This is a genomic window from Paenibacillus sp. FSL P4-0113 (genome assembly GCF_038009305.1).
GTDB classification, from domain to species: domain Bacteria; phylum Bacillota; class Bacilli; order Paenibacillales; family Paenibacillaceae; genus Paenibacillus; species Paenibacillus polymyxa_D.
Genome location: NZ_JBBPAZ010000001.1, coordinates 2,514,794 through 2,541,182, shown reverse-complemented (window position 1 = coordinate 2,541,182; position 26,389 = coordinate 2,514,794). Strand labels below are relative to the sequence as shown.

At 46.7% G+C, this 26,389-nt stretch carries 22 protein-coding genes, 15 tRNA genes and 2 rRNA genes; 34 read left to right on the top strand and 5 right to left on the bottom strand.

The genetic code is table 11. The features are described 5' to 3' along the window. The first annotated feature begins 90 nt into the window (after positions 1-90). The 17 genes from MKX46_RS10825 to MKX46_RS10745 all read left to right on the top strand — a co-directional run bounded on the left by MKX46_RS10825 (position 91) and on the right by MKX46_RS10745 (position 6,402). Positions 91-1,646, top strand: a 16S ribosomal RNA gene (locus tag MKX46_RS10825). Between the two features lie 354 nt (positions 1,647-2,000). Continuing rightward, positions 2,001-4,927 (top strand): 23S ribosomal RNA (locus tag MKX46_RS10820). The 16S and 23S rRNA genes sit together here with 15 tRNA genes alongside, the layout of an rRNA operon. 65 nt (positions 4,928-4,992) lie before the next feature. Then, positions 4,993-5,068, top strand: a tRNA-Asn gene (locus MKX46_RS10815). A 3-nt stretch (positions 5,069-5,071) separates the two neighbouring features. Beyond that, positions 5,072-5,163, top strand: a tRNA-Ser gene (locus tag MKX46_RS10810). Positions 5,164-5,180: 17 nt separating this feature from the next. Next, a tRNA-Glu gene (locus tag MKX46_RS10805) sits at positions 5,181-5,252 on the top strand. Between the two features lie 68 nt (positions 5,253-5,320). Continuing rightward, positions 5,321-5,396 (top strand) — tRNA-Val (locus MKX46_RS10800). A gap of 26 nt (positions 5,397-5,422) precedes the next feature. Then, a tRNA-Met gene (locus tag MKX46_RS10795) sits at positions 5,423-5,499 on the top strand. A 15-nt stretch (positions 5,500-5,514) separates the two neighbouring features. After that, positions 5,515-5,591 (top strand) — tRNA-Asp (locus tag MKX46_RS10790). Positions 5,592-5,628: 37 nt separating this feature from the next. Further along, positions 5,629-5,701, top strand: a tRNA-Phe gene (locus MKX46_RS10785). 22 nt (positions 5,702-5,723) lie between these two features. Then, a tRNA-Thr gene (locus tag MKX46_RS10780) sits at positions 5,724-5,799 on the top strand. A gap of 5 nt (positions 5,800-5,804) precedes the next feature. Then, positions 5,805-5,890, top strand: a tRNA-Tyr gene (locus MKX46_RS10775). Between the two features lie 7 nt (positions 5,891-5,897). After that, positions 5,898-5,971: transfer RNA gene (locus MKX46_RS10770), tRNA-Trp, on the top strand. 17 nt (positions 5,972-5,988) lie between these two features. Beyond that, a tRNA-His gene (locus tag MKX46_RS10765) sits at positions 5,989-6,061 on the top strand. A gap of 10 nt (positions 6,062-6,071) precedes the next feature. Beyond that, a tRNA-Gln gene (locus MKX46_RS10760) sits at positions 6,072-6,146 on the top strand. Positions 6,147-6,153: 7 nt separating this feature from the next. Then, positions 6,154-6,225, top strand: a tRNA-Gly gene (locus MKX46_RS10755). A 12-nt stretch (positions 6,226-6,237) separates the two neighbouring features. Continuing rightward, positions 6,238-6,312 (top strand) — tRNA-Cys (locus MKX46_RS10750). An 11-nt stretch (positions 6,313-6,323) separates the two neighbouring features. After that, positions 6,324-6,402: transfer RNA gene (locus MKX46_RS10745), tRNA-Leu, on the top strand. Between the two features lie 44 nt (positions 6,403-6,446). On the opposite strand, the gene MKX46_RS10740 is transcribed toward MKX46_RS10745, so the two are convergent. Both MKX46_RS10740 and MKX46_RS10735 read right to left on the bottom strand, forming a co-directional pair. Beyond that, positions 6,447-6,575, bottom strand: a complete 129-nt coding sequence (locus MKX46_RS10740; RefSeq protein ID WP_258012605.1) for a hypothetical protein — start codon at positions 6,573-6,575, stop codon at positions 6,447-6,449. A gap of 679 nt (positions 6,576-7,254) precedes the next feature. Next, positions 7,255-7,398, bottom strand: a complete 144-nt coding sequence (locus MKX46_RS10735; protein ID WP_161627025.1) for a hypothetical protein — start codon at positions 7,396-7,398, stop codon at positions 7,255-7,257. Positions 7,399-7,687: 289 nt separating this feature from the next. On the opposite strand from MKX46_RS10735, the gene MKX46_RS10730 reads away from it, so the two are divergent. The 5 genes from MKX46_RS10730 to MKX46_RS10710 all read left to right on the top strand — a co-directional run bounded on the left by MKX46_RS10730 (position 7,688) and on the right by MKX46_RS10710 (position 12,299). Beyond that, positions 7,688-8,209 (top strand): MarR family transcriptional regulator, encoded by a 522-nt coding sequence (locus MKX46_RS10730; protein WP_029518160.1) that lies wholly within the window; start codon positions 7,688-7,690, stop codon positions 8,207-8,209. After that, positions 8,190-8,966 (top strand): Fe-S cluster assembly ATPase SufC, encoded by a 777-nt coding sequence (gene sufC, locus MKX46_RS10725; protein WP_023990247.1) that lies wholly within the window; start codon positions 8,190-8,192, stop codon positions 8,964-8,966. The genes MKX46_RS10730 and sufC overlap by 20 nt, the downstream gene beginning before the upstream one ends. A 23-nt stretch (positions 8,967-8,989) precedes the next feature. Then, a complete protein-coding gene (gene sufD, locus MKX46_RS10720; RefSeq protein ID WP_445671740.1) occupies positions 8,990-10,297 on the top strand; it encodes a Fe-S cluster assembly protein SufD in 1,308 nt (435 codons plus the stop codon). A 43-nt stretch (positions 10,298-10,340) separates the two neighbouring features. Next, positions 10,341-11,738, top strand: a complete 1,398-nt coding sequence (gene sufB, locus MKX46_RS10715) for a Fe-S cluster assembly protein SufB (RefSeq protein WP_341071236.1) — start codon at positions 10,341-10,343, stop codon at positions 11,736-11,738. Between the two features lie 321 nt (positions 11,739-12,059). Continuing rightward, positions 12,060-12,299, top strand: a complete 240-nt coding sequence (locus tag MKX46_RS10710; protein WP_013373004.1) for a NifU family protein — start codon at positions 12,060-12,062, stop codon at positions 12,297-12,299. Here the strand turns inward: MKX46_RS10710 and MKX46_RS10705 are convergent. Then, entirely contained in the window at positions 12,274-12,420 is a 147-nt protein-coding gene (locus MKX46_RS10705) for a ParA family protein (RefSeq protein WP_341071235.1), read from the bottom strand. The two genes, MKX46_RS10710 and MKX46_RS10705, sit on opposite strands and share 26 nt — an antisense overlap. Positions 12,421-12,639: 219 nt before the next feature. After that, positions 12,640-14,000 (bottom strand): IS1182 family transposase gene (locus MKX46_RS10700; protein WP_241113430.1). Its coding sequence is split into 2 segments (ribosomal slippage): positions 12,640-13,433 and positions 13,433-14,000, totalling 1,362 coding nucleotides; the frame shifts between segments, so codons are not numbered across the junction. Between the two features lie 275 nt (positions 14,001-14,275). Between MKX46_RS10700 and MKX46_RS10695 the strand changes: the two genes are divergently transcribed. The 9 genes from MKX46_RS10695 to MKX46_RS10655 all read left to right on the top strand — a co-directional run bounded on the left by MKX46_RS10695 (position 14,276) and on the right by MKX46_RS10655 (position 21,123). Further along, positions 14,276-14,827, top strand: coding sequence for a TetR/AcrR family transcriptional regulator (locus MKX46_RS10695; RefSeq protein ID WP_029518165.1), 552 nt, complete (start codon positions 14,276-14,278; stop codon positions 14,825-14,827). Between the two features lie 129 nt (positions 14,828-14,956). Then, entirely contained in the window at positions 14,957-16,207 is a 1,251-nt protein-coding gene (locus MKX46_RS10690; protein ID WP_275041147.1) for an MFS transporter, read from the top strand. Between the two features lie 127 nt (positions 16,208-16,334). After that, positions 16,335-16,646, top strand: coding sequence for a LiaF transmembrane domain-containing protein (locus MKX46_RS10685; protein ID WP_013311898.1), 312 nt, complete (start codon positions 16,335-16,337; stop codon positions 16,644-16,646). An 84-nt stretch (positions 16,647-16,730) separates the two neighbouring features. Further along, the gene (locus MKX46_RS10680) at positions 16,731-17,402 is read left to right on the top strand and encodes a PspA/IM30 family protein (protein ID WP_013311897.1); all 672 of its coding nucleotides are present in this window, start codon (positions 16,731-16,733) and stop codon (positions 17,400-17,402) included. A gap of 7 nt (positions 17,403-17,409) precedes the next feature. Further along, on the top strand, positions 17,410-17,898 hold the full coding sequence (locus MKX46_RS10675) for a PspC domain-containing protein (protein WP_029518167.1): 489 nt from the start codon (positions 17,410-17,412) through the stop codon (positions 17,896-17,898). Further along, a complete protein-coding gene (locus tag MKX46_RS10670) occupies positions 17,898-18,602 on the top strand; it encodes a PspA/IM30 family protein (protein WP_013311895.1) in 705 nt (234 codons plus the stop codon). Before MKX46_RS10675 ends, MKX46_RS10670 begins: the two co-directional genes overlap by 1 nt. Positions 18,603-18,751: 149 nt before the next feature. Continuing rightward, positions 18,752-19,399, top strand: coding sequence for a cell wall-active antibiotics response protein LiaF (liaF, locus tag MKX46_RS10665; protein ID WP_165148438.1), 648 nt, complete (start codon positions 18,752-18,754; stop codon positions 19,397-19,399). 16 nt (positions 19,400-19,415) lie between these two features. After that, a complete protein-coding gene (locus MKX46_RS10660) occupies positions 19,416-20,495 on the top strand; it encodes a sensor histidine kinase (protein WP_165148441.1) in 1,080 nt (359 codons plus the stop codon). Further along, positions 20,473-21,123 carry a response regulator gene (locus MKX46_RS10655; protein ID WP_013372995.1) on the top strand — a complete coding sequence of 217 codons (651 nt, stop codon included), beginning with the start codon at positions 20,473-20,475 and terminating at the stop codon, positions 21,121-21,123. The genes MKX46_RS10660 and MKX46_RS10655 overlap by 23 nt, the downstream gene beginning before the upstream one ends. Positions 21,124-21,198: 75 nt before the next feature. Here the strand turns inward: MKX46_RS10655 and MKX46_RS10650 are convergent, their stop codons facing one another. Then, a complete protein-coding gene (locus MKX46_RS10650; RefSeq protein ID WP_029518171.1) occupies positions 21,199-21,663 on the bottom strand; it encodes a hypothetical protein in 465 nt (154 codons plus the stop codon). Positions 21,664-21,912: 249 nt separating this feature from the next. Here MKX46_RS10650 and MKX46_RS10645 point away from each other — a divergent pair, with 249 nt between their 5' ends. From MKX46_RS10645 to MKX46_RS10635, 3 genes are all read left to right on the top strand, one after another. After that, positions 21,913-22,677: a YwmB family TATA-box binding protein gene (locus MKX46_RS10645; protein WP_029518172.1), complete on the top strand. Its 765-nt coding sequence runs from the start codon at positions 21,913-21,915 to the stop codon at positions 22,675-22,677. A gap of 187 nt (positions 22,678-22,864) precedes the next feature. Next, a complete protein-coding gene (gene zwf, locus MKX46_RS10640; RefSeq protein WP_029518173.1) occupies positions 22,865-24,421 on the top strand; it encodes a glucose-6-phosphate dehydrogenase in 1,557 nt (518 codons plus the stop codon). A gap of 298 nt (positions 24,422-24,719) precedes the next feature. Then, positions 24,720-26,300, top strand: coding sequence for a peptide chain release factor 3 (locus MKX46_RS10635; RefSeq protein WP_029518174.1), 1,581 nt, complete (start codon positions 24,720-24,722; stop codon positions 26,298-26,300). The last annotated feature ends 89 nt before the right edge of the window (positions 26,301-26,389 follow it).

The following is a 26,389-nucleotide window of genomic DNA, read 5'->3' as shown; positions in this document are numbered from 1 at the left end:
TGTTCGCAAAATCAAACAAGAGATATTTTTTATCTCGTCAGTTTCAAAATGAGCTTATCGCTCTTTCTATAAACCAACTTCGGTTGGTCTTTAATGGAGAGTTTGATCCTGGCTCAGGACGAACGCTGGCGGCGTGCCTAATACATGCAAGTCGAGCGGGGTTATTTAGAAGCTTGCTTCTAAATAACCTAGCGGCGGACGGGTGAGTAACACGTAGGCAACCTGCCCACAAGACAGGGATAACTACCGGAAACGGTAGCTAATACCCGATACATCCTTTTCCTGCATGGGCGAGGGAGGAAAGACGGAGCAATCTGTCACTTGTGGATGGGCCTGCGGCGCATTAGCTAGTTGGTGGGGTAAAGGCCTACCAAGGCGACGATGCGTAGCCGACCTGAGAGGGTGATCGGCCACACTGGGACTGAGACACGGCCCAGACTCCTACGGGAGGCAGCAGTAGGGAATCTTCCGCAATGGGCGAAAGCCTGACGGAGCAACGCCGCGTGAGTGATGAAGGTTTTCGGATCGTAAAGCTCTGTTGCCAGGGAAGAACGTCTTGTAGAGTAACTGCTACAAGAGTGACGGTACCTGAGAAGAAAGCCCCGGCTAACTACGTGCCAGCAGCCGCGGTAATACGTAGGGGGCAAGCGTTGTCCGGAATTATTGGGCGTAAAGCGCGCGCAGGCGGCTCTTTAAGTCTGGTGTTTAATCCCGAGGCTCAACTTCGGGTCGCACTGGAAACTGGGGAGCTTGAGTGCAGAAGAGGAGAGTGGAATTCCACGTGTAGCGGTGAAATGCGTAGAGATGTGGAGGAACACCAGTGGCGAAGGCGACTCTCTGGGCTGTAACTGACGCTGAGGCGCGAAAGCGTGGGGAGCAAACAGGATTAGATACCCTGGTAGTCCACGCCGTAAACGATGAATGCTAGGTGTTAGGGGTTTCGATACCCTTGGTGCCGAAGTTAACACATTAAGCATTCCGCCTGGGGAGTACGGTCGCAAGACTGAAACTCAAAGGAATTGACGGGGACCCGCACAAGCAGTGGAGTATGTGGTTTAATTCGAAGCAACGCGAAGAACCTTACCAGGTCTTGACATCCCTCTGACCGCTGTAGAGATATGGCTTTCCTTCGGGACAGAGGAGACAGGTGGTGCATGGTTGTCGTCAGCTCGTGTCGTGAGATGTTGGGTTAAGTCCCGCAACGAGCGCAACCCTTATGCTTAGTTGCCAGCAGGTCAAGCTGGGCACTCTAAGCAGACTGCCGGTGACAAACCGGAGGAAGGTGGGGATGACGTCAAATCATCATGCCCCTTATGACCTGGGCTACACACGTACTACAATGGCCGGTACAACGGGAAGCGAAGCCGCGAGGTGGAGCCAATCCTAGAAAAGCCGGTCTCAGTTCGGATTGTAGGCTGCAACTCGCCTACATGAAGTCGGAATTGCTAGTAATCGCGGATCAGCATGCCGCGGTGAATACGTTCCCGGGTCTTGTACACACCGCCCGTCACACCACGAGAGTTTACAACACCCGAAGTCGGTGGGGTAACCCGCAAGGGAGCCAGCCGCCGAAGGTGGGGTAGATGATTGGGGTGAAGTCGTAACAAGGTAGCCGTATCGGAAGGTGCGGCTGGATCACCTCCTTTCTATGGAGAATCGTTTCCTGCAACGGAAACATTCAAATATGAAGCATTAGCTTCAAAACTCAGGTTTAGGCCTGTTACTCACTCGTTGCTCAGTTTTGAGAGCTCAAACTCTCAACATACTGCATGAATATCATCTACTCGGTTGAGTTAGACCGATATTCACACAGGCTACAGTTTCATTGAAACTGTATTGCACCTTGAAAACTGGATACCGAAACGAAATTGCGTTTTAGAATATTCCTTTAAGCTGATCTTGTGTAAACAAGTGAAATAAAGGTAGCTGCCTTGAATTTCATTCACACGTAAGTGTTGAACCGAAATTCAAAGCAAATCGTATTTACGATGTAAATACTAGGTTAAGCTACAAAGAGCACACGGAGGATGCCTAGGCGCCAGGAGCCGACGAAGGACGTGGCGAACAACGATAAAGCCTCGGGGAGCTGTAAGCAAGCTTTGATCCGGGGATGTCCGAATGGGGAAACCCGGCTGTCTTCATCGACAGTCACTACTCACTGAATTCATAGGTGAGTGAGAGGCAGACCAGGGGAACTGAAACATCTAAGTACCCTGAGGAAGAGAAAACAATAGTGATTCCGTCAGTAGCGGCGAGCGAACGCGGATTAGCCCAAACCAAGGAGCTTGCTCCTTGGGGTTGTGGGACGTCTCACATGGAGTTACAAAGGAACCGGTTAGATGAAGAGGTCTGGAAAGGCCCGCCAGAGAAGGTAAAAGCCCTGTAGTTCAAAACTTGTTCTCTCCGAGACGGATCCCGAGTAGTGCGGGGCACGTGAAACCCCGTATGAATCCGGCAGGACCATCTGCCAAGGCTAAATACTCCCTGGCGACCGATAGTGAAGCAGTACCGTGAGGGAAAGGTGAAAAGCACCCCGGAAGGGGAGTGAAATAGATCCTGAAACCGTGTGCTTACAAGAAGTCAGAGCCCTATTTATGGGTGATGGCGTGCCTTTTGTAGAATGAACCGGCGAGTTACGTTCCCGTGCAAGGTTAAGGTGAAGAGCTGAAGCCGCAGCGAAAGCGAGTCTGAATAGGGCGAATGAGTACGTGGACGTAGACCCGAAACCGGGTGATCTACCCCTGTCCAGGGTGAAGGTGCGGTAACACGCACTGGAGGCCCGAACCCACGCATGTTGAAAAATGCGGGGATGAGGTGGGGGTAGCGGAGAAATTCCAATCGAACCCGGAGATAGCTGGTTCTCCCCGAAATAGCTTTAGGGCTAGCCTCGGAAAGAAGAATCGTGGAGGTAGAGCACTGATTGGGTGCGGGGCCCGCAAGGGTTACCAAGCTCAGTCAAACTCCGAATGCCATAGATTTAGTTCCGGGAGTCAGACAGTGAGTGCTAAGATCCATTGTCGAAAGGGAAACAGCCCAGACCATCAGCTAAGGTCCCCAAGTGTGTGTTAAGTGGGAAAGGATGTGGAGTTGCACAGACAACCAGGATGTTGGCTTAGAAGCAGCCACCATTGAAAGAGTGCGTAATAGCTCACTGGTCGAGTGACTCTGCGCCGAAAATGTAACGGGGCTAAACACACCACCGAAGCTATGGCTTGATGCTTGCATCAGGGGTAGGGGAGCGTTGAATGCGGGTTGAAGGTGTACCGTAAGGAGCGCTGGACTGCATTCAAGTGAGAATGCCGGTATGAGTAACGAAAAGATCTGTGAGAATCAGATCCGCCGAAAGCCTAAGGGTTCCTGAGGAAGGTTCGTCCGCTCAGGGTAAGTCGGGACCTAAGGCGAGGCCGATAGGCGTAGTCGAAGGACAACAGGTCGAAATTCCTGTACCACCGTAATCCGTTATGAGCGATGGGGTGACGCAGTAGGGTAGTGACGCGGACGGATGGATGTCCGTCTAAGCAGTGAGGCTGATGTGTAGGCAAATCCGCACATCGTAAGGCTGGGCTGTGATGGGGAGCGAAAATTGTAGTAGCGAAGGTCATGATCTCAGACTGCCAAGAAAAGCCTCTAGCCAGGAGAAGGTGCCCGTACCGCAAACCGACACAGGTAGGCGAGAAGAGAATTCTAAGGCGCGCGGAAGAACTCTCGTTAAGGAACTCGGCAAAATGACCCCGTAACTTCGGGAGAAGGGGTGCCTCGGTAGGGTGAATAGCCCGAGGGGGCCGCAGTGAAAAGGCCCAAGCGACTGTTTAGCAAAAACACAGGTCTGTGCGAAGCCGCAAGGCGAAGTATACGGGCTGACGCCTGCCCGGTGCTGGAAGGTTAAGGGGAGTGGTAAGCCCTTCGGGGCGAAGCTATGAACCGAAGCCCCAGTAAACGGCGGCCGTAACTATAACGGTCCTAAGGTAGCGAAATTCCTTGTCAGGTAAATTCTGACCCGCACGAATGGCGTAACGACTTGGGCGCTGTCTCAACGAGAGATCCGGTGAAATTTTAATACCTGTGAAGATGCAGGTTACCCGCGACAAGACGGAAAGACCCCATGGAGCTTTACTGCAGCTTGATATTGAATTTGGGTACGATCTGTACAGGATAGGTGGGAGCCGTAGAACTTTGAGCGCCAGCTTGAAGGGAGGCATCCTTGGGATACCACCCTGATCGTATCTAGGTTCTAACTTGGTACCGTGAACCGGTGCGAGGACAGTGTCAGGTGGGCAGTTTGACTGGGGCGGTCGCCTCCTAAAGAGTAACGGAGGCGCCCCAAGGTTCCCTCAGAATGGTTGGAAATCATTCGAAGAGTGCAAAGGCAGAAGGGAGCTTGACTGCGAGACCTACAAGTCGAGCAGGGACGAAAGTCGGGCTTAGTGATCCGGTGGTACCGCATGGAAGGGCCATCGCTCAACGGATAAAAGCTACCCTGGGGATAACAGGCTTATCTCCCCCAAGAGTCCACATCGACGGGGAGGTTTGGCACCTCGATGTCGGCTCATCGCATCCTGGGGCTGAAGTAGGTCCCAAGGGTTGGGCTGTTCGCCCATTAAAGCGGTACGCGAGCTGGGTTCAGAACGTCGTGAGACAGTTCGGTCCCTATCTGTCGTGGGCGTAGGAAATTTGAGAGGAGCTGTCCTTAGTACGAGAGGACCGGGATGGACGTACCGCTGGTGTACCAGTTGTTCCGCCAGGAGCACCGCTGGGTAGCTATGTACGGAAGGGATAAGCGCTGAAAGCATCTAAGCGTGAAGCCCCCCTCAAGATGAGATTTCCCAGTATGTAAGACCCCTTGAAGACGACGAGGTAGATAGGTTGGGGGTGGAAGTGCAGTAATGCATGGAGCTGACCAATACTAATCGGTCGAGGGCTTATCCTAAGATAAAACGCAATGAGTTTCGAATCCAGTTTTCAGGGTGTAACCTTGAAACAAATGCTTAATATTCCCTGATAGCTCAGTTGGTAGAGCACTCGACTGTTAATCGAGTTGTCACAGGTTCGAGTCCTGTTCGGGGAGCCATATGGAGAGGTGTCCGAGTTGGCCGAAGGAGCACGATTGGAAATCGTGTAGGCGCCAAAAGCGTCTCGAGGGTTCGAATCCCTCTCTCTCCGCCATAATTCATTTGTAGCATGGCCCGTTGGTCAAGGGGTTAAGACACCTCCCTTTCACGGAGGTAACAGGGGTTCGAATCCCCTACGGGTCATAAAAATATCATAAAAAAACTTGCAATAAAAATTTTATTATGGTATAATATGAAAAGTGTTTCGGTGTGGAGGCTTAGCTCAGCTGGGAGAGCATCTGCCTTACAAGCAGAGGGTCGGGGGTTCGAGCCCCTCAGCCTCCACCATTTGAAAATTTAATATTTATTATTGTCGCGGGGTGGAGCAGTTCGGTAGCTCGTCGGGCTCATAACCCGAAGGTCGCAGGTTCAAATCCTGCCCCCGCAACCAATTAAAAATTATTATGGAACTGTGGTGTAGAGGCCTAACATGCCTGCCTGTCACGCAGGAGATCGCGGGTTCGAATCCCGTCAGTTCCGCCATTAGTATTATAACGTGTAATGAAGAGCCTTATTCTAAGGCTCGGTAGCTCAGTCGGTAGAGCAGAGGACTGAAAATCCTCGTGTCGGCGGTTCGATTCCGTCCCGAGCCACTTTTAATTGAATATTTTATGTGCCGGTGTAGCTCAACTGGTAGAGCAACTGACTTGTAATCAGTAGGTTGGGGGTTCAAGTCCTCTCGCCGGCACCATTTTTGGAGGATTAGCGAAGTGGCCAAACGCATCAGACTGTAAATCTGCTCCCTTACGGGTTCGGTGGTTCGAATCCATCATCCTCCACCAGTTTTATAGGGGCATAGTTTAAAGGTAGAACAACGGTCTCCAAAACCGTTGGTGTGGGTTCAATTCCTGCTGCCCCTGCCAATTATTCATTACTTGCGGCGGTCGTGGCGAAGTGGTTAACGCACCGGACTGTGACTCCGGCATTCGTGGGTTCAAGCCCCATCGGCCGCCCTTTACTTATTGGGGATTAGCCAAGCGGTAAGGCAACGGACTTTGACTCCGTCATGCATAGGTTCAAATCCTATATCCCCAGCCATCTTTATGCGGACGTGGCTCAGCGGTAGAGCATCGCCTTGCCAAGGCGAGGGTCGCGGGTTCGATTCCCGTCGTCCGCTTTGTTACACTCTGGCGCCATAGCCAAGTGGTAAGGCAAAGCTCTGCAAAAGCTTTATTCCCCAGTTCAAATCTGGGTGGCGCCTCCATAATTGAATACGCCGGCGTGGCGGAATGGCAGACGCGCTCGACTCAAAATCGAGTGGGAAACCGTGGAGGTTCGAGTCCTCTCGCCGGTATTAACTAAAAGAGTTCATTAGAGACATTCTCTAGTGAGCTTTTTTTATTTGAGCTTTAGTACCCCACTCATTGCTTGAGCTGAAGACACCTTTGAGTTGTATTCCAAATGCGAATAAATATTTGCCGTTGTTGCATAATCGCTGTGGCCTAACCATTCCTGAACTTCTTTCATGCTTACCCCTAATACATCTACATAAATATACTCCAGGTATTCAAGACAATAAGAATTGTCAGAAGATAAGCGATAGGATTCCTGTTATTCCTTCATACGAATCAGAAGCTCATAGAACGTGTCCACCAGTGGCAGATTACCGGATAGAGTAGCCGCTTTTACTCTTACAGCATATCTTCGTTTTCAACCGCGAGTGCTTGTCCTTCCATATGATAATTCTTCCTGGCTTCCTGAAGCAAGATTTCGGCTCTTTTCTTGGTTCCTTTTATCTTAAGCTCCGTAGGGATCCATTTTGGTTATCGTTTACCATTCTCATCTTTACAGTTAGGCGGATGTCCCGTTACGCTTTCTCCTCTTCCAACAACTCCAGAGGGTGAACCCGATCCTTTTTCAAATACCGGTTGAGCTTCGGAATGGATTTGCTACAAAAGTGGTAGCTGAATCCGCCGATGGATTGCTTTAGCGCCCAGAAGGTACATTTGTTTTTGAACCGGGCGGTATAAAGTTCAATGATCTAGGTTGTCTCCAGTGTCAGATCGGTGCTGGCTAGAATGGAGGATCGCCTGTTCGGATTCACCAGCAAAAACCACAGTTTTTGGTTACTCTTTGGCCCCATAACATATCCAGACACAGGTAACTGACGGATTATTCATTGCCATACATGCTCGCGATAGCGTACTCAAACGCGGCGATACAGCTTTAAAACAGCTCGGCCAAGCACCACCTTCGTCCTCTTTTTACGGTAGCGACCCCAGTCTGTGGCAGGTGTACCATGACGTTCATAGGCAACGGTATTGGACTTGGCTTCGGTTACCAGATCCATCCGGATGCTGCCGAATTGGTTCCATTGTTCAACCCCCGCAAAGCAGGATTGATCAGAGGTATTTAAAACTATTTCCGGGACGTGCCCTAGTAAAAACACAGCATGAGGCCTATGACAATGACAACAAACCCGTGAAATGCGACTTCAAAATTACGTCACATTTAACACAATTGATATTGATTATCAATATCAATTGTGTTAATATAATTTTGTTTACTAGTGAACAAAAAGATCTAATGGAGACACTGAACTTGGTCTCAACTACTACAAAAGAGGGGAGATTGGGAAATTGGAGTTTCAAAATCATTTTAAAGGTCATCTTTACGAGCAATATATTAAAATGCTACATCTGAATGAGCTGTATACTGAACAAGAATTTAACTCATTTCGGCAACAGGCCAGAAAGTACCAGATTGACATGCTTTCCAACAATATTACTAGTGTGCACGTTATTGATTGCATTGGTGATTATGAACCGATAAATCATACCGGGATTGTGGAGAAGATGGGGTTGTCCAAAGCTAGCATTACTAAAATTAGTGCAAAGCTGCTGGAAATGGGCTTCATTATGAGAAGTCAACTGAACAGCAATCGTAAGGAGATTTACTTTAGTTTAACGGATAAGGGAAGACACGTTTATCATTTGCATAAAGAAATGCACAAAGAAAAAGAAGAAAGGTTTTACCAATTCATTGAATCCTATTCAGAGGTTGAGCTGCAGACTATTGGAAAATTTATGAGTGATTTGGTGGCGCGTGCCGAAGAATACTCCGAAGGGAAGTTTACGATAAATGACGACATTAAAGATTGAGGAATTAAGATCCAAGATTGAAGGGAAAGAAATTTTAAAAGGGCTCACACTGGAGATTCATGGCGGAGAGATTCATGCGATTATGGGGCCTAATGGGACGGGAAAAAGTACATTGGCTTCAGCTTTAATGGGCCATCCCAAATATGAGGTTACTGGCGGTAAGGTGACATTGGACAATGAAGACCTTCTGGAGATGGAGGTGGATGAGCGTGCCCAGGCAGGCTTGTTCCTCGCTATGCAATACCCAAGTGAAATTGCTGGCGTGACCAACTCGGATTTTCTCAGAAGTGCCATCAATGCACGGCGTGAAGAAGGCGATGAGATATCCCTAATCCGTTTTATCCGTGAAATGGAGAGCAAAATGAAGGGGCTGGAGATGAACCCGGAATTTGTGCATCGTTATTTGAATGAGGGATTCTCTGGCGGTGAAAAAAAGCGGAATGAGATTTTGCAAATGATGCTACTTGAACCCAAGTTTGTGATCCTGGATGAAGTGGACTCAGGGCTTGATATTGATGCACTGCGTATTGTGGCCAATGGCGTAAATGAGATGCGCAGCCCGGATAGAGGCTTTTTAATCATCACCCATTATCAACGACTGTTGAATTATATTACCCCGGATTTTGTGCATGTCATGATGCAAGGCCGGATAGTTAAATCTGGCGGTCCGGAGCTTGCCCACCGTTTGGAGGCTGAAGGGTACGATTGGGTGAAGGAGGAACTTGGGATTACGGATGAGACGGTAAGGGAAGCTTAAAAGCCGGAGAGGAGGAACAGCACGTGGATATACAAGCTAGAGTTTCAATGAATGTGGACGATTTACGCGCATGGTCAAGCGCTAAGGATGAACCTCGTTGGCTGATTGAACGCCGCGTTCACGCACTCGAACTGGCAGGGACGCTGGAGTTGCCTAAAGTGGAGAAAATCAATCTTGAAAAATGGGATATCTACGAAAGTGGAGATTACAAAGCTGAGAATGCGTGGTCTAGTTTGGAGGAAGCGCCGGAGGTTGTTCGAGGTTTGGTTGCTTCTCCGGTGAAAGGCGGACTAATCGTTCAGTTCAACTCGGATGTAGTGTATACGAAATTGTCCGAGAGCTTAGCCGCCCAGGGAGTCATTTTAACGGATCTGCATACTGCGGCAAAAGAGCATGAGGAGCTGGTTCAACGTTATCTCTTTCAGGCAGTAAAGCCAGAAGAACATCGTTTATCTGCTGCACACAGTGCCTTATGGAGTGGTGGCGTTTTTCTATATGTCCCAGACGGTGTAGAGGTTGAAGCACCTATTCAAGCGATCTTTCTTAACGATAAAAGCGGTGTGTGTTTTGCTCCTCACGTCTTAATTGTGGCAGGGAGCAACAGCAAGATCACTTATGTGGATAATTGTGTATCGAGTGGTGATGATGTCAAGGTATTGCATAACGGTGTGACGGAGGTCTTCGCGGGGGCGGGCTCAAAGGTGCAAGTAGCTTCGGTTCATCAGCTTGCTGTAACTACAACAGATTTCACCCAGCGACGGGCGGTCGTTCTTGCTGATGGGGGTGTGGAATGGATTATCGGTGAGATGAACAATGGTAATACCGCCAGCGATACCAAGACTTTGCTACAAGGCAACGGGGCGGTCTCCGACAATAAGGTGATTGCTATTGGCACGGGCAATCAAAAATCGAGCTATACAACTCAAGCTCAGCATTTTGGCAGAAGCTCGGTAAGCCAGATGATTACGCGTGCAGTCATGCTTGAAGAAGCTACGGCCATTATCAACGGCATTACAAAGATTGAAAAAGGTGCAACCCATTGTGATGGTCAGCAAACAGAACGCGTGCTTATGCTAAGTCCTAAAGCTCGCGGCGATGCCAATCCGATCCTGCTGATAGATGAGGATGATGTAACCGCGGGTCATGCTGCATCCGTGGGGCAAGTAAATGCAGAGCAAATCTATTATCTGATGTCGCGCGGGATATCACGGAGTGAAGCCGAACATCTTGTTATTTTCGGATTTCTCGCTCCTGTCATTTCGGAGATCCCGCTGGAAGGTGTTCGCAGTCGCCTAAAAGATTTAGTGGAAAGCAAGCTCGGCAGATCATAGCAAATCAAAATGAATCTTGAAAGGTTAAAAAGGAGTGATACTAATGGCTAAAAAAGCACCAGATATGGGCGAATATAAATATGGGTTTCGCGACAAGCACCAGTCTATTTTTCAATCTGGAAAAGGTCTGACGGAAGAGATTGTCCGGGAAATTTCCCGGATCAAGGAAGAGCCGGAGTGGATGCTCAATTTTCGGTTGAAAGCTTTGAATCAATTCTACAAAATGCCGATGCCTGAATGGGGAGCGGATTTGACCGGGCTAAATCTTGATGACATCCAGTATTACGTTCGCCCTTCTGAAAAACAGGGAAAGACCTGGGAGGAGGTTCCTTTCGAGATCAAAGCAACCTTTGACAAGCTGGGAATCCCTGAAGCGGAGCAAAAGTTCCTGGCGGGCGTATCCGCTCAATATGAGTCGGAAGTAGTTTATCACAGCATGCGGAAAGAACTGGAGGATCAGGGCGTTATTTTCCTTGATACGGATAGTGCATTAAAGCAATACCCCGAAGTGTTTAAGCAACATTTTGGGACGATCATCCCTCCCGCCGACAATAAATTTGCGGCGCTTAATAGTGCGGTTTGGTCAGGCGGTAGCTTTGTATACATTCCGAAGGGTGTTCAGTGCGAGGTACCTATACAAGGTTATTTCCGTATTAATTCTGAAAATATGGGTCAATTCGAGCGGACATTAATTATTGCCGAAGAGGGCAGCTTTGTCCATTATGTTGAAGGATGTACAGCACCTATTTATAGTACCAGTTCTCTGCATAGTGGAGTTATTGAAATTATTTGCCGGAAAGATTCCCGTGTCCGTTACACGACCATTCAGAATTGGGCTCCTAATATCTACAACTTGGTAACCCAAAGGGCTGTGGCAGAAGAAAATGCCACAATGGAATGGGTGGACGGCAACATCGGCTCCAAGGTAACAATGAAGTATCCGGCAGTATTATTGAAAGGACGGGGAGCCAAGGGGTCCATCCTGTCTATTGCCGTAGCCGGTAAAGATCAGCATCAAGATGCTGGCGCGAAGGTAATTCACCTTGCTCCCGAGACAACATCTACGATTATATCCAAATCCATCAGCAAGCAGGGCGGAAAAGTAAACTACCGAGGGTTGTCCAGCTTCAGCCGCGATTCCGCAGGGTCCAAGTCCAATATTAAGTGCGATACGTTGATATTGGACCACATGTCAACATCAGATACGATTCCGTACAATGAAATTAAAAACGATCAGATTACTTTGGAGCACGAGGCAACAGTATCCAAAGTGTCCGAGGAACAATTGTTTTACTTAATGAGCCGCGGGCTTACAGAACAAGATGCTACACAAATGATTGTAATGGGCTTTATTGAACCGTTTACCAAAGAATTGCCAATGGAATATGCCGTTGAAATGAATCGGTTGATTCAATTTGAGATGGAAGGAAGCATCGGTTGATTCATTAATTTAATAGATCAAACCTTTATCATTCTTTAAAGAAGTGCGAGGTGCTAGTAATGAAGAAAAATAATTCGGACGATTCAGAACTAGCTCAAATTACGCGAGAGATACGAAAACTTCAGTTCTGCCTCAATATGCTGTCAGGATTGAGCGCAAGTTGCGGTGTGATGATACCTTTAGACTCTATTCATACGCTTATAAGGGAACTTTCGGATCAAGAGGTCACTCTTAGGCAAAAAACCAAGGATCACTCAGACGATCTAGGGTGAAAAAAGGTCTGAATTGACGGTTGGTAAAACAATGGGAGGAGTTGGCATGATGGATGAAAATGGAGTTTTATTCGATGAAGTATCGGAAGTTCTTCTCAAACTACGTCCTTTCTTACTGCGTGACGGTGGAGATGCTGAACTGGTCGAAGTTGAGAACGGTATAGCAAAATTAAGATTTTTGGGAGCTTGCAATGGTTGCCCAAGTGCTACGATTACGTTAAAGGTTGCTATTGAGCGCGCAATTCTTGAGGAAATTGATGATATTAAAGAAGTTGTACAAGTATTCTAAATTCCTTGATACTGAGCAACTGAGTTAGTCCTGTCGCAGACCATAGCCACGGAAGTTGATCCCGCTGCTCAATATCAAAGTACATCGACAGATTACCTTGCGGGTCGAAATCGACGAGCAACGCTTATCCCCCTTCATTAAACAAGGTATTATCAAGATTGTATTCGGTATCGAGTGGGAAACCGTAGAGGTTCAAGTCCTCTCGTCGGTATACACAAAAGGATGATAAAATGCTTAAAGGCATTTTATCATCCTCAGATTGTCGAGAAACCCCGTCATTTTGAGACGTGGGTTTCTTTTTTACATCATAATGCTTTGGTCTCTGGAGAAGCAGGGGGGGTTACCCCTGTTTCTCCAGGCGATCTAGGTGGATCGCCATCTTCTTCATGTTCTGCACGGCTGCCGTCATAAGGGCTTGTTCCCTGACGTTTGGAAGACCGCGCAAACGACAATAGCGAAACCCATGGAGCTCTTTGGCATCCGCGAAGCTTCGCTCAATCGTCTCTTTTCGTTTGCGGTACAGCTTTTTACCAGATGGGCTCAGCCGGTTGCTCCGTACCCATTCTTTGCTGTCTTCCCAGACATGCCGAGTCACCACTTTGCGGTGGTTTCGAGACTGGGTACACTGACTTAGCAGTGGGCAATGCTGGCACTGAGCTGGGTCAGAGGCATACTGCCGGTATCCCTTACGGTCCGTCGTTCGGTAGGGCAGTTCCTGTTGGGCTGGGCATCTATACGCATTGCGTTTGGCATCGTATTCAAACTTCCATTTCGGAAACAGTCCTTGTCTGGGATGGAATCTTCGGTGAGCAATCACGGCAAAAATCTTTCGGTTCTGCAAACCTCGGCAAATCGGCGTTGTTAAATAACCTGAATCTAGTGCAACAGCTTCTACTTGAAAACCAAAACGTTCTCTTTGGCGATCCAAACGGGACAAATAGGGGACAGAATCATGTACATTCCCTGGTGTCACATGCACGTCCGTAATCAGATTGTACTTCATATCCACCGTGCGGTGGTCCAGATAGAAGAAGCCTTCGGGCTTGCCATCACGGATCATATAGCCGCTGTCCGGGTCTGTTTTGCTCACTTTAATTTCTTTTTCTTCGTTCACCTCCTCTCGGGATTTTAAGGCTTTTTTCCGTGGTTTCTCCGGTCATCCTTCACCGCTTCGTTCAGCTCGTCCATATAGTCTTTAGTATTCTGCAACACTTGTTCTTTGGTGTACTGGTGCCTGTTAGCATTGGCTTTGACGTGTGTGGAATCGGTGACGAGAACACGCCCACCCACCATTCGATGAGAGATCGCCTGCAGCACAATTTCATCGAAGATATCTTGAAAGATCGTGGTGTCTTTAAAGCGAGTGCGACGATTCCAGCTAATCGTCGTATGGTCCGGAACTTTATCCGTTAAGCCCAACCCCAGAAACCAACGATAAGCTAGGTTCGTCTGAATTTCTCGCTCAAGTTGCCGTTCTGAGCGAATGCCATAGAAATAACCGAGAAAGATCATTTTAAACAATACGGTAGGATCAATGGCAGGACGCCCGTTGTCTGCACAATACAGTGGTCGAACTTTATCATCGATAAACGAAAAATCGATATACTTATCTACTTTGCGGAGCAAGTGATCTTGAGGAACCAGATCTTCGATGGAAACAAATTCGTAGGATTGTTGTTTTTCGCGGTTGGAGCGTAGCATATCAACACCATCCGTTCTACAATAGTTACCTATATTATACAACATTAACGCGGTGTCGTCTTAAACAAAATTAACATAAAATAGGCTGTCGAGACTTTCTCGACAGCCTGAGGATGATAAAATGCTTAAAGGCATTTTATCATCCTTTTATTATATATTCATGATTTTGGCAACAAGGTTAACATGGATTTGACCAGCGCTTTGATCTTATCGTAAGATGATGGTACTGAAAAAACTTTTCTAGTTTACCGAGCGCGAAAGAAATGAGGGCGAATATGCAGGAAAGAATTTTGGAGGCTTTTGTAGATGAAGTTCATGAAAATGGATTGAAATTTACGATGGATGATCTTGCGAAAAGACTCGCTATTAGCAAGCGTACGTTGTATGAAAACTTTTCGTCTAAGACGCTTATTTTAGAAACACTTATTGAGCGTACAAATGATGATATGATTCGAAAAACTGAGCAGATTATCCAAAATAATGAGTTATCTTTGTTAGACAAGATTAAGCAGTCGATTAGGGTCATGCCTCTGTATTATAAGTTTTACGATTTAAGAATATTGGACCAGATGAAAAAGTATTATCCTGAACAATGGAAAAGGGTACATGCCGATTTAAATGATTGGTCTCCGATTAGAACATTAATTCAGGAAGGCATCCGAGAAGGAATTATTGTGAACAAAAATGAGGCTCTGATCATGAAGCTTATTATTGAATCTGTAAATTTAACGCTTGATCAGCGTTTCTTTCTGGATAACAGTGTGACGGTAGAGGAAGCTACTTATTCTATTGTAGATATTTTGTTGTTCGGTTTGGTCGAAAATTAAAAAATAGCCTCAACAATATGCTGCATATTTGAAGAGGCCACTTTTTTATATGAAAACTAAGAAAACATTTTTAGTTTCAATTGTTTTTTGAAAAGGGATAATGAAGTTTACCTGATATCGAATAAAGAGATACGGAAAAGGAAGGGTGGAAATATGTCTATACTCACAAGAAATCGAGGAGCAATGCTGTTATTGATGCTTAACATTTTTTTGGCGTTCATGGGGATTGGCTTAGTTGTCCCTGTATTACCTAAATTTATAAGTGAGCTAGGGATGAATGGTTCTTCGATGGGACTGATGGTTGCAGCTTTTGCGTTGACTCAGCTTTTATTATCACCATTGTCAGGAAAGTTGTCTGATCGTTATGGACGTAAAAAATTGATTGTTTCTGGGATGTTCATCTTCATGTTATCAGAGCTTGTTTTTGGACTGGCTCATTCCATTCCTACCCTGTTCATAGCACGAATCATGGGTGGAGCAGGGGCAGCGTTGCTGACTCCTTCTATAATGGCCTATGTCGCTGACGTGACCTCGTTTGAGGAAAGAGGCAAGGGAATGGGCATGATCAATGCGGCGATCAACACAGGCTTCATAATCGGGCCAGGGATTGGCGGATTGCTTGCCACATATGGAATACGCATTCCCTTCTTTGCGGCAGCTGGAGCTGCGGGAATAGCAGCTATCTTGTCTCTGTTAGTGCTGCCTGAGTCTTTAAGCAAGGAAAAGCAACAATATAATAGAGAGCTTCCACGTCAAAAAGAAAATCTTTTGCAGCAATTTGCCAAGTCATATCAATCTCCATATTTCATGGGTTTACTCATTGTATTTGTCGTTGCTTTTGGGTTAGCGAACTTCGAAACCGTATTTGGACTGTTTGTTGACCATAAATATGGTTTCACACCGATGGATATTGCCATCATCATAACGACAGGCTCCATTTTGGGAGCAGTTGTCCAAGCAACTATATTTGGATGGATCATTAATCGTTTTGGAGAGAAAAAAGTAATTCATCTCTGCTTGGCTATTGGGGGCCTGTTCATCTTCCTAACCCTATTTGCTGAACAGTACATGATGATTATGCTGACGACCTTCATCATTTTTCTGGCTATGGATATCCTTCGCCCGGCAGTAAGTACTTCTCTATCGCGGCAGGCCGGAGATGAGCAAGGCTTTGTGGCAGGCATGAACTCATCCTATACCAGCTTGGGTAATGTGATTGGACCATTAATTGCAGGACTGTTGTTCGATGTTCATATTAATCTGCCTTATATGGTTGCAGCTATAGCGTTACTGGCTTGTCTCGTCCTTTCACTACGTTCCAAGCAAGCGGGTGAGCAACATTCGATAGCCCGTGCAGCAGAACAGCATAGAGGAGGATAGCCGCAGGTCTATACTCATCCCCGACTTAGGTCTAGGTTCAAAAACCGTCTGGGGTCCGTTTTGTCAAACGCTTGTTCAGCGTACAATAAGGACATAAGCAAGACACAGTGAAAGGCGGTGAGAGATGATGAGAGTTAACAAAGGGAATGGGTTAGCCATTGTATTGATCGTGTTGGGTTCGATTATGCTGCTCGGTAAGTTTACTCCGTTTTTCGGTCACTTTTTAGGACATCTGATTGGTTACTTAATTCCGATAGCTATGGTTATGCTAGGCTACTACGGTGTGAAAAAAGGAAATGCGCTCTTCGGCTGGATCGTACTTGTACTTGGGGTACTGATTTTGCTCGGCAAACTGTCCTGGCTTCTGGGACCACTACTGGCAATCGGGTTGATTATATTTGGTGTTTCCCTGCTGAGTGACCGCAGAAGACGTTACTGATTTTAGCAGTTTAGCGAATGAAGAAATATTGCAGTAACGAAGTTTTAATTATGGGGATACGAATTGTGAAAGGAGCAGATGCAAATGAGTGTTTTTCGAAGAATGCGCGATATTACGGTAGCGACCTTCAATGAGCATTTGGAACAAAGCCAAGACCCAGTGCAACTGATTGACCAGTTCTTGTATAATACCCGCCAGGAAATTGCCGAAGCGGAAAAACTCCATCAACAGTATGCGATGCATACAAGACAGATGAAGCAGCAGTTGGATCATGCATTGTCCATGCAGACCAAACGGGAGGAACAGGCGCTACTGGCTTTGAAAGCTGATGAAGAACATATTGCGAAGCTGGCCCTACAGGAGAAAATGCTATATGCAGAAAAAGAAGAGCAGTATAGAGAATTGTGGGAGCAGAGCCGTGAATCACTACGTGAGCTAGAACAACAGCTAGATACGTTAAAGACAGAATATCAAACGGTACACAGCAAGCGTCAGTATTATGCGGCACGTGTACAGACGTTGAGACTCCAGCAGCAAATGAACGAACGGGCTGGTACATACGGTGGACGAAATGTTCCCCGAATGTTCAACCGCTTGGAAGACCGGGTAGCCGATATGGAAGCAGAAACGATGAGTCTGCGTGATTTACGTCGGGGTGAGGGCGACCATGCACAGGATGCCCAAGGCGGTGGATCGCTGCTCGAACAAGAGTGGGCGAGACTGAAAAGCAAGCTGAACAACAGCGGGAAGGAGTAATTTGATAATGACCCGAATTTACAGATCAAGCCGGGATAGAGTAATAACAGGTGTATGTGGCGGTCTTTCTGACGCAACAGGAATGGACTCAACATGGATTCGTATTCTGGTTGTGATCAGTTTCTTTATTACAGCAGGAACCACATTTATGATTTATGTGATTGCGGCACTGGTTATCTCCAAGGAGCCGAGATCTCCTTTCGATGGAGGATTTGGCCCTGACAGCGGGCCCTACCATCAACAGGATCCACGCTATTATGGCAGTAACAATACAAGATCGCAGTATGGGCAGGGAACTGGTTACAACCAGGGCGGTGCATATGGCAATTCGAACCCGTTTTTTGGTCAAGATGCCCGCAACTCATCCAAATTTAACACAGGTCAGAACAATGACTTGGATTCCATGATGGAAGATATTGAGAAAAAGGCAATGAAAAAAGAATTGGCAGAGTTACGCAAAAAAGTAGAGCAATTTGAGAAGGGAGATCGTAAATAATGGGGATCTTTAAAAGAATGAAGGATATGACAAGAGCATCGGTGAATGAAGTGTTGGATAAAGTGGAAGATCCGATTATTATGTTGAATCAATATCTGCGCGATATGGAGGCGGAAATTCACGAGGCTGAGGTAACGGTTGCCAAGCAAATGGCGAATGAACGACGTATGAAACAGCGTTTAGAGGAAGCGGTACGTGTATCCAATGAGCGTGAGAAGCAAGCCGAATCCGCATTGCGAAATGGTCAGGAAGAAGTAGCGCGCAAGCTGTTGGGAGAGAAGATTTATTTTGTGCAAAAGCAGGACGAATACCGCGACTTGCATACACAAGCTGAGCTTCAAGCAAAAGAATTAGTACAACAGCTTCACGACATGAAAGATGAGTTCTATAAAATGCGCAACAAGCGCAATGAGTTAGTATCCCGTGCTCAAATGGCGAAAGCCAAAAAGCAAATGTCTCAAATCAATAGTTTGCATACGATTGAAAGTGGGTCTGCTTCATTGGGCTTCCACCGTATGGAAGAAAAAATTATGCAAATGGAAGCTGAAGCTGACGTACTGCGTGCTCCTTACCGTCAAGCTCCAGGAGAAGCATATGTTAATCCGGCTGAGGCTGAAAAACAGTTTAAAGTGGATGAGCAGCTTCAACAGCTTAAGTCCAAAATTCAGACAGGTGTTAAACCAGTCGATATGAAGAAGGACTGACTACTCGGAAACAAGACATTATGATATGCTGTATGGAATGGACATTGGTCGATGATCGTGCCTAATCTGTATGGTTCAGGAAAGCCATATGGCGGAATGTTGCGCCACTATGGCTTTTCCGTCCTGTATAAACAAAAAGGGGGTGCAGCATGGAGAGAAGAAAATCAGCCTTGGCACTGGCAGGGATTGGCATCGGGATTATCATTTTATTCGGTCAGTGGATTGGGTTCCTCTCCGTGGTTGCACTGATTCTAATGTTGGCCGGAATATATAAGATCCGCAATTCCAAAATCAAAAAGGGTTACACGATGCTCGCGATTGGTGCTGGATTGCTAGTGCTGGATCATTTGTTCCTGTTTGTGGTAGTTACACTAGCATCATTAGCTATATTCTATTCACGTTCAAGGAAGCTGCATAAAGGTCAAAGCTCCATATTCAAGCACAATTTTATATCGAATCATAAATGGGATGAAGTGCCGTGGAGCCTGCGTAGCACAAGCATATGGCATGTGGTTGGCGATGTGGATGCCGATCTGACGTTGGCTCTACCAGAGGAACGTGAGTCCGTCATATTTTTACAAGGGATCTTCGGTGACATTGATATCACGCTACCGGATAATTACGGTGTAGAGGTGGAGATGTTCGTCCTGTTCGGACAGATTCAGTTTGACCGGGATCATGAGGCGGGGATGCTCAATCGACTGGTTTGGAAGTCTCCCCATTTTGAGCAGAGTGAATATAAAGTGAAGTTTGTCGTTTCGTACTTGGCGGGCGATGTCCGCGTCCGATTTTATTGAATCAGGAGGAGCCGGGATGAATCATAAAAAAACGTCCAACATGGTAACCCGCAGTATGGGTCAAGGTATCCTCCTGTGTGTTGTTGTAGGCGTAGTTGTCTTTTATATGCTGTATACATATGGATATGTGAAGTCGTTTCCAACCTGGGGAATGATATTGAAAGTTGCAGGAGCCGTTATACTGGTGTTGATTGGTACAGGGGCAATGTACGGATTTTATGAGAGCTACCGCTTTAAAAGCAGACTGGAAATGTTGAGAGAGACGTTGCTGATGTGGGAAAAGGGAACCCCTGCACGTGAGTTGCCGCCCCTAGGGCATGATGAACTTGGTAGACTGGGAGAGCAGCTGGAACGGATTGGACGTAAATGGCAGGAACAAGTTACGTCTTTACAACGCTTATCCACGGATAATGCTCAGTTGGCGGAACAGGCACGGATGACTGCGATTGTGGAGGAGCGGCAGCGGCTGGCCAGAGAGTTGCATGATGCCGTATCACAGCAATTATTTGCTATTTCAATGACCGCGACGGCTGTGGGGAGGACGCTGGATAAGGACTTTGATAAAGCACAGCGTCAAGTTGCGCTAATTGAAGAAATGTCTTCTGTGGCACAATCTGAAATGCGGGCGTTACTACTTCATCTACGGCCTGTCTATCTGGAAGGGAAAAGGCTTGAGCAGGGGTTGCGTGATTTGGTACAAGAGTTGCAGGCAAAGGTACCGATGGAGATTGATTTTGAGATTGAAAGCGGAGTACAGTTGGTTAAAGGCATTGAGAACCACTTGTTTCGTATTGTGCAGGAAGCGATGTCTAATACGTTGCGCCATGCCAAAGCAACCCGCATGGAAATTCGTATCGTGCAACGCCCAGATTCCATCAGGCTGACGATTCGGGATAACGGTATTGGTTTTGAGCTGGATGAGAAAAAGCAGACTTCATATGGATTATCCACGATGCAGGAGCGGGTCAGTGAAATTGGGGGAGCGATTCAGTATATAACGGCTCCAGGAAAAGGGACACGGATTGAGGTGTCCGTGCCAGTTATTAATGATGAAAGCGGAAGGAACGATGATCATGGAAACGGAATTACCGATTAGCGTACTGCTGGTAGACGACCATGAAATGGTACGAATTGGTCTTGCGGCGGTGCTGGGGACGGAAGAAGGTATTGAAGTGGTCGGCGAGGCCGGAAGCGGAGAAGAAGGCATACGGTTGGCTTCCGAATACAAGCCAAATGTGATTTTGATGGATCTGGTCATGGATGGCATGGATGGCATCGAAACGACACGCCAAGTAACTCGTCTGCTTCCAGAGACAAAGGTGATTGTGCTGACGAGTTATTTGGACGATGAGAAAATGTATCCGGTCATTGAGGCAGGGGCATTCAGCTATTTGCTTAAAACGTCTCGCGCTTCCGAAATAGCGGATGCGATCCGTGCAGCTGCACGTGGACAGTCCGTACTAGAGTCACAGGTGGCCTCCAAGATGATGAATCGATTCCGCCAGCCACAGGCTGAAGCGCCCGCCCATACGGAGCTGACTGATCGTGAGATGGAGGTACTTCGCCTGTTGGCACAAGGGAAGTCTAATCAGGATATCGCAGACGAGCTGATTATCGGGATTAAGACGGTAAAATTCCATGTCACGAACCTTCTCGCTAAATTAGGAGTGGAAGACCGTACACAGGCGGCGATCTATGCCTATAAGAACGGATTAGCAGAGTAGAATGTAGAATAAACGAATACAAAGAACCGGAGACGATAATAGTTCTCCGGTTTTTTGTGTTCTATAACAAGGTGTTTAGATCAGGAGGAATAAAAAGGCGATTAAAGCCAGATCTAGTGCAAGCCCTGCACCGTATCCATATCCGCCGTACCCACCGCGATAGCCTGCTCTGCCATTTCCATAACTACTATAGCCATTTCCAGCAAATCCGCCTGCGTCATAAGGAAAGGATGGACTCAGAGGTGCATTGGGCGGCTTAATTAAGGCATTTAGTTTGGCAGAGGTACGAACTTTGTTTTTAGGATTCCTTTTTTTCTTTTTAGAGGAAATCTTTTTAGGGGTTTGTTTTCCTTTGTTACTGTAGCTCCCGGCATAGAGACTGCCAGGAAAGGAGGGTGGATATCCGTTCAACATCAGCTTGCCTTTGCTACACCCACTTAAGATGCCGATGTGTCGTGTACCATCACGCATAACGGCACAGACCAGACGTCCACCATGAGGTGCCACACTGGCTTCATTTACAGGATAAATCGGAAACATGATTTCACCTCTTTTGGTGTAAGATGCATTGTGATCATAGTCTATTCTTATGGTGCCTACGATGTATGGTCGAACACCCAGTAGGCAGATGAATATTTTAGAAGGGCTTTGCCGTATTGCTGTGTGTATAAAACCTCTGACAACGGGAATGCTATTGATAGATTCATAGATTTCAAACCAGCCGAAAAAGAAAGTATCCAGAGCGTAGGTGTGGGAATCGGATGGTTGTGTGGAGCGGGAGGAACGATAATGCTAAAAGCAGAGTTGATTAGAAAAGGGATTATTACGATTTTGGTATTAGGAACGGTGCTGGTACTGGCTGGCTGGCGTTACGGAACCCTTCAGACAAACCGATATGATTCCCGCGAGGCAGAAACGGCTTTACGCTCATTGTTAACCATCTCGGACCAGGCCCCGGGTACGCTGGATAAGCTGGTTGTGAAGTGGCAAGGCGATTGGATTTCTAACCATGAAGAGCCGGCAGATGTAGCGGCACAGATAGCTGATCAGCTGAATATACCCACAGTAAACAAACTCGTGGAAAATGGACACACGGTTTATCGTTCTGTTCGTAATAGTGAGGATCTAAAAATCCGCTTAAATGTAATGGAACGTCAAACTGGGCAATGGTATGTAGTCGTTCAACTGGAGAGCAACGATGCAGGACGTGAGCAGTTGATTCAGCTTCATAAACTCTGTGCTGAGCAATTAAAGTCTATGGGGATTCAAGCGCAGTGGAACACGGCCCTTCAGCGTTCGCTGCATACAAAGGAATCCAAAGATCAACTGTTGAAACTGACAGAAGCGAGCTTAACAGGGAACATCTCCATGCAGGCCAAAGAAAGATATACGGATGCGACTACTGTGGCTATATCCTATGAAGCTCCAGAGCTGCCGCTAATGATTCAAAGCGGTGAGCATCAGGTCCAGATGCAGATGGCTGTACATGAAGATAAGGAGCAACAGGATACACGTATAACGCTCGGTTTTCCGCTCATCACGATTGAATACTGACTTATAAGGTAAATTGATGATTCATCGGATAGCTTATCCATGTAGGATATGCTAAAATATCATCAAATCTTTAGTTCCATGTTTTTCGAAAATCAAGTATGATCTTGTATAAATATACACAATACTACATGCGGATTTCGGGGATTGTGGATTGCGGAATCTTGACATGGGAAGAATGAGGTACTACATGGCTGACATACCTGCTAAAGAATCTGTTGTGACGCAAGGCGCAGTTCTGTTTATTTTTGGCGCTACGGGCGATTTGGCTCGTCGCAAGCTTTTTCCTGCTATTTACAGCTTGTACCGCGAAGGCAAGCTTGCTGAGGATTTTGCCGTTATTGGTGTAGCAAGGCGTCCTCGCACAGAGGAAGAATTCCGTAATGACCTGTACGCTTCCATACAGGAGTTTAGTCGCTACAAAGCAGAAAATGATCAAGATTGGCAGGCATTTGCCGAGCATTTTGAATATAAATCGCTTGATATCAACAATGTCGAAGGGTTCCATGAGTTGAGACAGCAGACGGAGTCTATAGAAAGCAAGTTTAACATACCGGGAAATCGGTTGTTTTATTTGGCCTTGGCTCCTGAATTATTCGGAAGCGTGTCTAAGAGTTTGAAAGATGGCGGCATGATGGATGGCAAAGGGTGGAATCGTCTTGTCATTGAGAAGCCATTCGGTTATAACCTCGAATCTGCACAAGAATTGAACGTTGAAATACGAGAAGTATTTGCCGAAGAAGAAATTTATCGGATTGATCACTATCTTGGCAAGGAAATGGTACAAAATATTGAGGTGATCCGCTTCGCGAACGCCTTCTTTGAACCACTGTGGAATAATAAGCATATTGCCAATGTGCAAATTACGCTTAGTGAAACGGTAGGGGTGGAGGAACGCGGAGGTTACTACGATCATTCCGGCGCCTTGCGGGATATGGGACAGAACCATATGCTGCAAATGCTAACGATGATTGCGATGGAGCCACCTAGTCGTTTGTTGCCTGAGGATATCCGTGATGAAAAGGTGAAAGTGCTGCGTTCGCTGCGCCCTTTTGAAACGTCTGACGATGTGAAAACCAATGTGGTGCGTGGTCAATACATCGAAGGCAGTTATCGCGGTCAGCAGTTGCCAGGATATCGCCAAGAAGACAAGGTTGATCCACAGTCAAACACAGAGACTTATTTTGCTTCACGCGTGTTTGTTGATAATTTCCGTTGGGCTGGCGTACCGTTCTATATTCGTACGGGCAAACGTCTCCCTGTAAAAACAACGGAGATTGTTGTGGAATTTAAGAGCATGCCAACGAACGTGTACCTCGGTCAAAAGCATAAGCTGGAACCGAACTTGCTCGTCATTCGGGTCAATCCAATGGAGGGCATTTACATTAAAATTAATGCCAAGAAACCTGGCTCGGAATCAGATATTGAGCCATTGGCTATGGATTTTTGCCAAAGCTGTATGGTGGGTATCAACTCACCGGAGGCTTATGAACGGTTGCTGATGGATGCCATTGAGGGTGATTCGACGTACTTCACGCGTTGGGATGAGGTTGCCACGGCATGGGGATTCGTCGATCGAATCGCCAAAGCATGGCAGCAGACCCCGGATACGCTGGAAACCTATGCTGCAGGCTCATGGGGACCGGAAGGTGCACACAAGCTATTGGAGCAGGATGGCTTCAAGTGGTGGCCGGTTAGCGGTCAGGATGAAGATAATGTCATCTGGCGAGTAGGCGGCGTTCAGTAATCCCGTTTTGTCCTGCATCCCCCTATGTCCTGTTTAGGACGTAAGGGGATGCTTTGCGTTCGGAGTGTGCTATAATAGCTTAGTCTCAGGTTTTCAGTTTGCAACTGATTATAGGTTAAAGGCAGGCTAAAACATGTAAATAGATCGTATTTATAATGAATATGGTAACGGGGTACGCCGAATAATGGGGCTAACGGCAATGAGCCGATGATTTTATGAAAACAGGCGTGCATCATGGCCTTTTTATGAATAGCTTGAGCAGGAATGCAATGGATTTGATCATGAAGGGATATGTGAAATGAGTAAAACAACAGATATACTTCAACAGGAAGTCGACAAACGGCGTACGTTTGCGATTATTTCTCACCCGGATGCGGGTAAAACGACACTGACGGAAAAGCTGCTGCTGTTCGGGGGCGCGATTCGTCTTGCTGGTTCAGTTAAAGCGCGTAAAGCAAGCAAACACGCCACGAGTGACTGGATGGAGATTGAAAAACAGCGGGGGATCTCTGTAACATCCTCAGTGATGCAATTTGATTATAATGGTCACCGCATCAACATTCTGGACACGCCAGGTCACCAGGATTTCAGTGAAGACACGTATCGTACATTAACAGCAGCAGATAGTGCAGTCATGCTGATTGACGTAGCGAAAGGTGTGGAAGCGCAAACGATTAAGCTGTTTCAAGTTTGTGCGAAGCGTGGAATTCCGATTTTCACCTTCATTAACAAACTGGATCGTGAGGGACGCAGTCCTTTTGATTTGATGGAGGAGTTGGAGCAGGTACTTGGCATCCGTTCGGTGCCTATGAATTGGCCGATTGGTACAGGACGCGAGCTGTGCGGTGTCTATGACCGTGTCAAAAATCAGGTCGAGCTGTTTCAGGGAGATGACCATTCCACGATTAAAGTACAAAAAGTGGAAGATTACAATGATCCGATCATTCGTGAGATGGCGGGCGAATATTTGCATGACCAATTATGCCAAGACTTGGAGTTGCTTGATGTCGCGGGTGACCCTTTTGACATGGAGAAAGTACAGCGCGGAGAATTAACACCGGTATTCTTCGGCAGTGCGATTAATAATTTTGGTGTACAAACATTTTTGGAAAACTTCCTTCAGCTTGCTCCTAAACCGGAGCCACGCCGTAGTACAGCTGGGGAAATTGAACCAACAAACGAAAAGTTTACTGGCTATGTATTTAAAATTCAAGCGAACATGAACCCGGCTCACCGTGACCGTATTGCATTTTTGCGTATTGTGTCTGGTAAGTTTCAACGCGGGATGAGTGTTAAGCATGTACGGATGGGCAAGGAGATAAAGCTGTCTCAGCCACAGCAGTTCCTGGCACAGGACCGTGATATTGTTGAGGAGGCTTTTCCTGGCGATATTATTGGATTGTTTGACCCGGGTATTTTCCGTATTGGTGATTCACTCAGCCAAGGTAGCGAGGTTGTGTTTGATGAATTGCCGACCTTCTCGCCTGAGATTTTTGCCAAGGTAACGGTGAAAAATGCCTTGAAGCACAAACAGTATCTGAAGGGTATTGACCAGTTGACCGAGGAAGGTATGATTCAGGTTTTCCGTACGGTAAGCTTTGACGATACGCTATTAGGTGTTGTCGGCCAACTGCAATTTGAAGTATTTGAGTACCGCATGAAGGGTGAGTATGGAGTTGATGTACAGCTTCAGCGTATGCCATTCCAATTTGCACGTTGGATTGTGGATGAGCAGATTGACCCGAGCAAGTTCCGTATTAACTCTACGCTGGTAAAGGATAAGAAGGGCAATTATGTCGCCTTGTTCGAAAACGAGTATGCCATGCGTACGGCTATGGAGAAAAACCCGACAGCTAAGTTTCTAGAAATGGCTCCGTAAGATTGAATAAGCAGAACAGTTTGATCTCAGTCATTTAGTGTATACAACGAATAGTCCACTCGATGTGAATGCGAGTGGACTATTTTCAT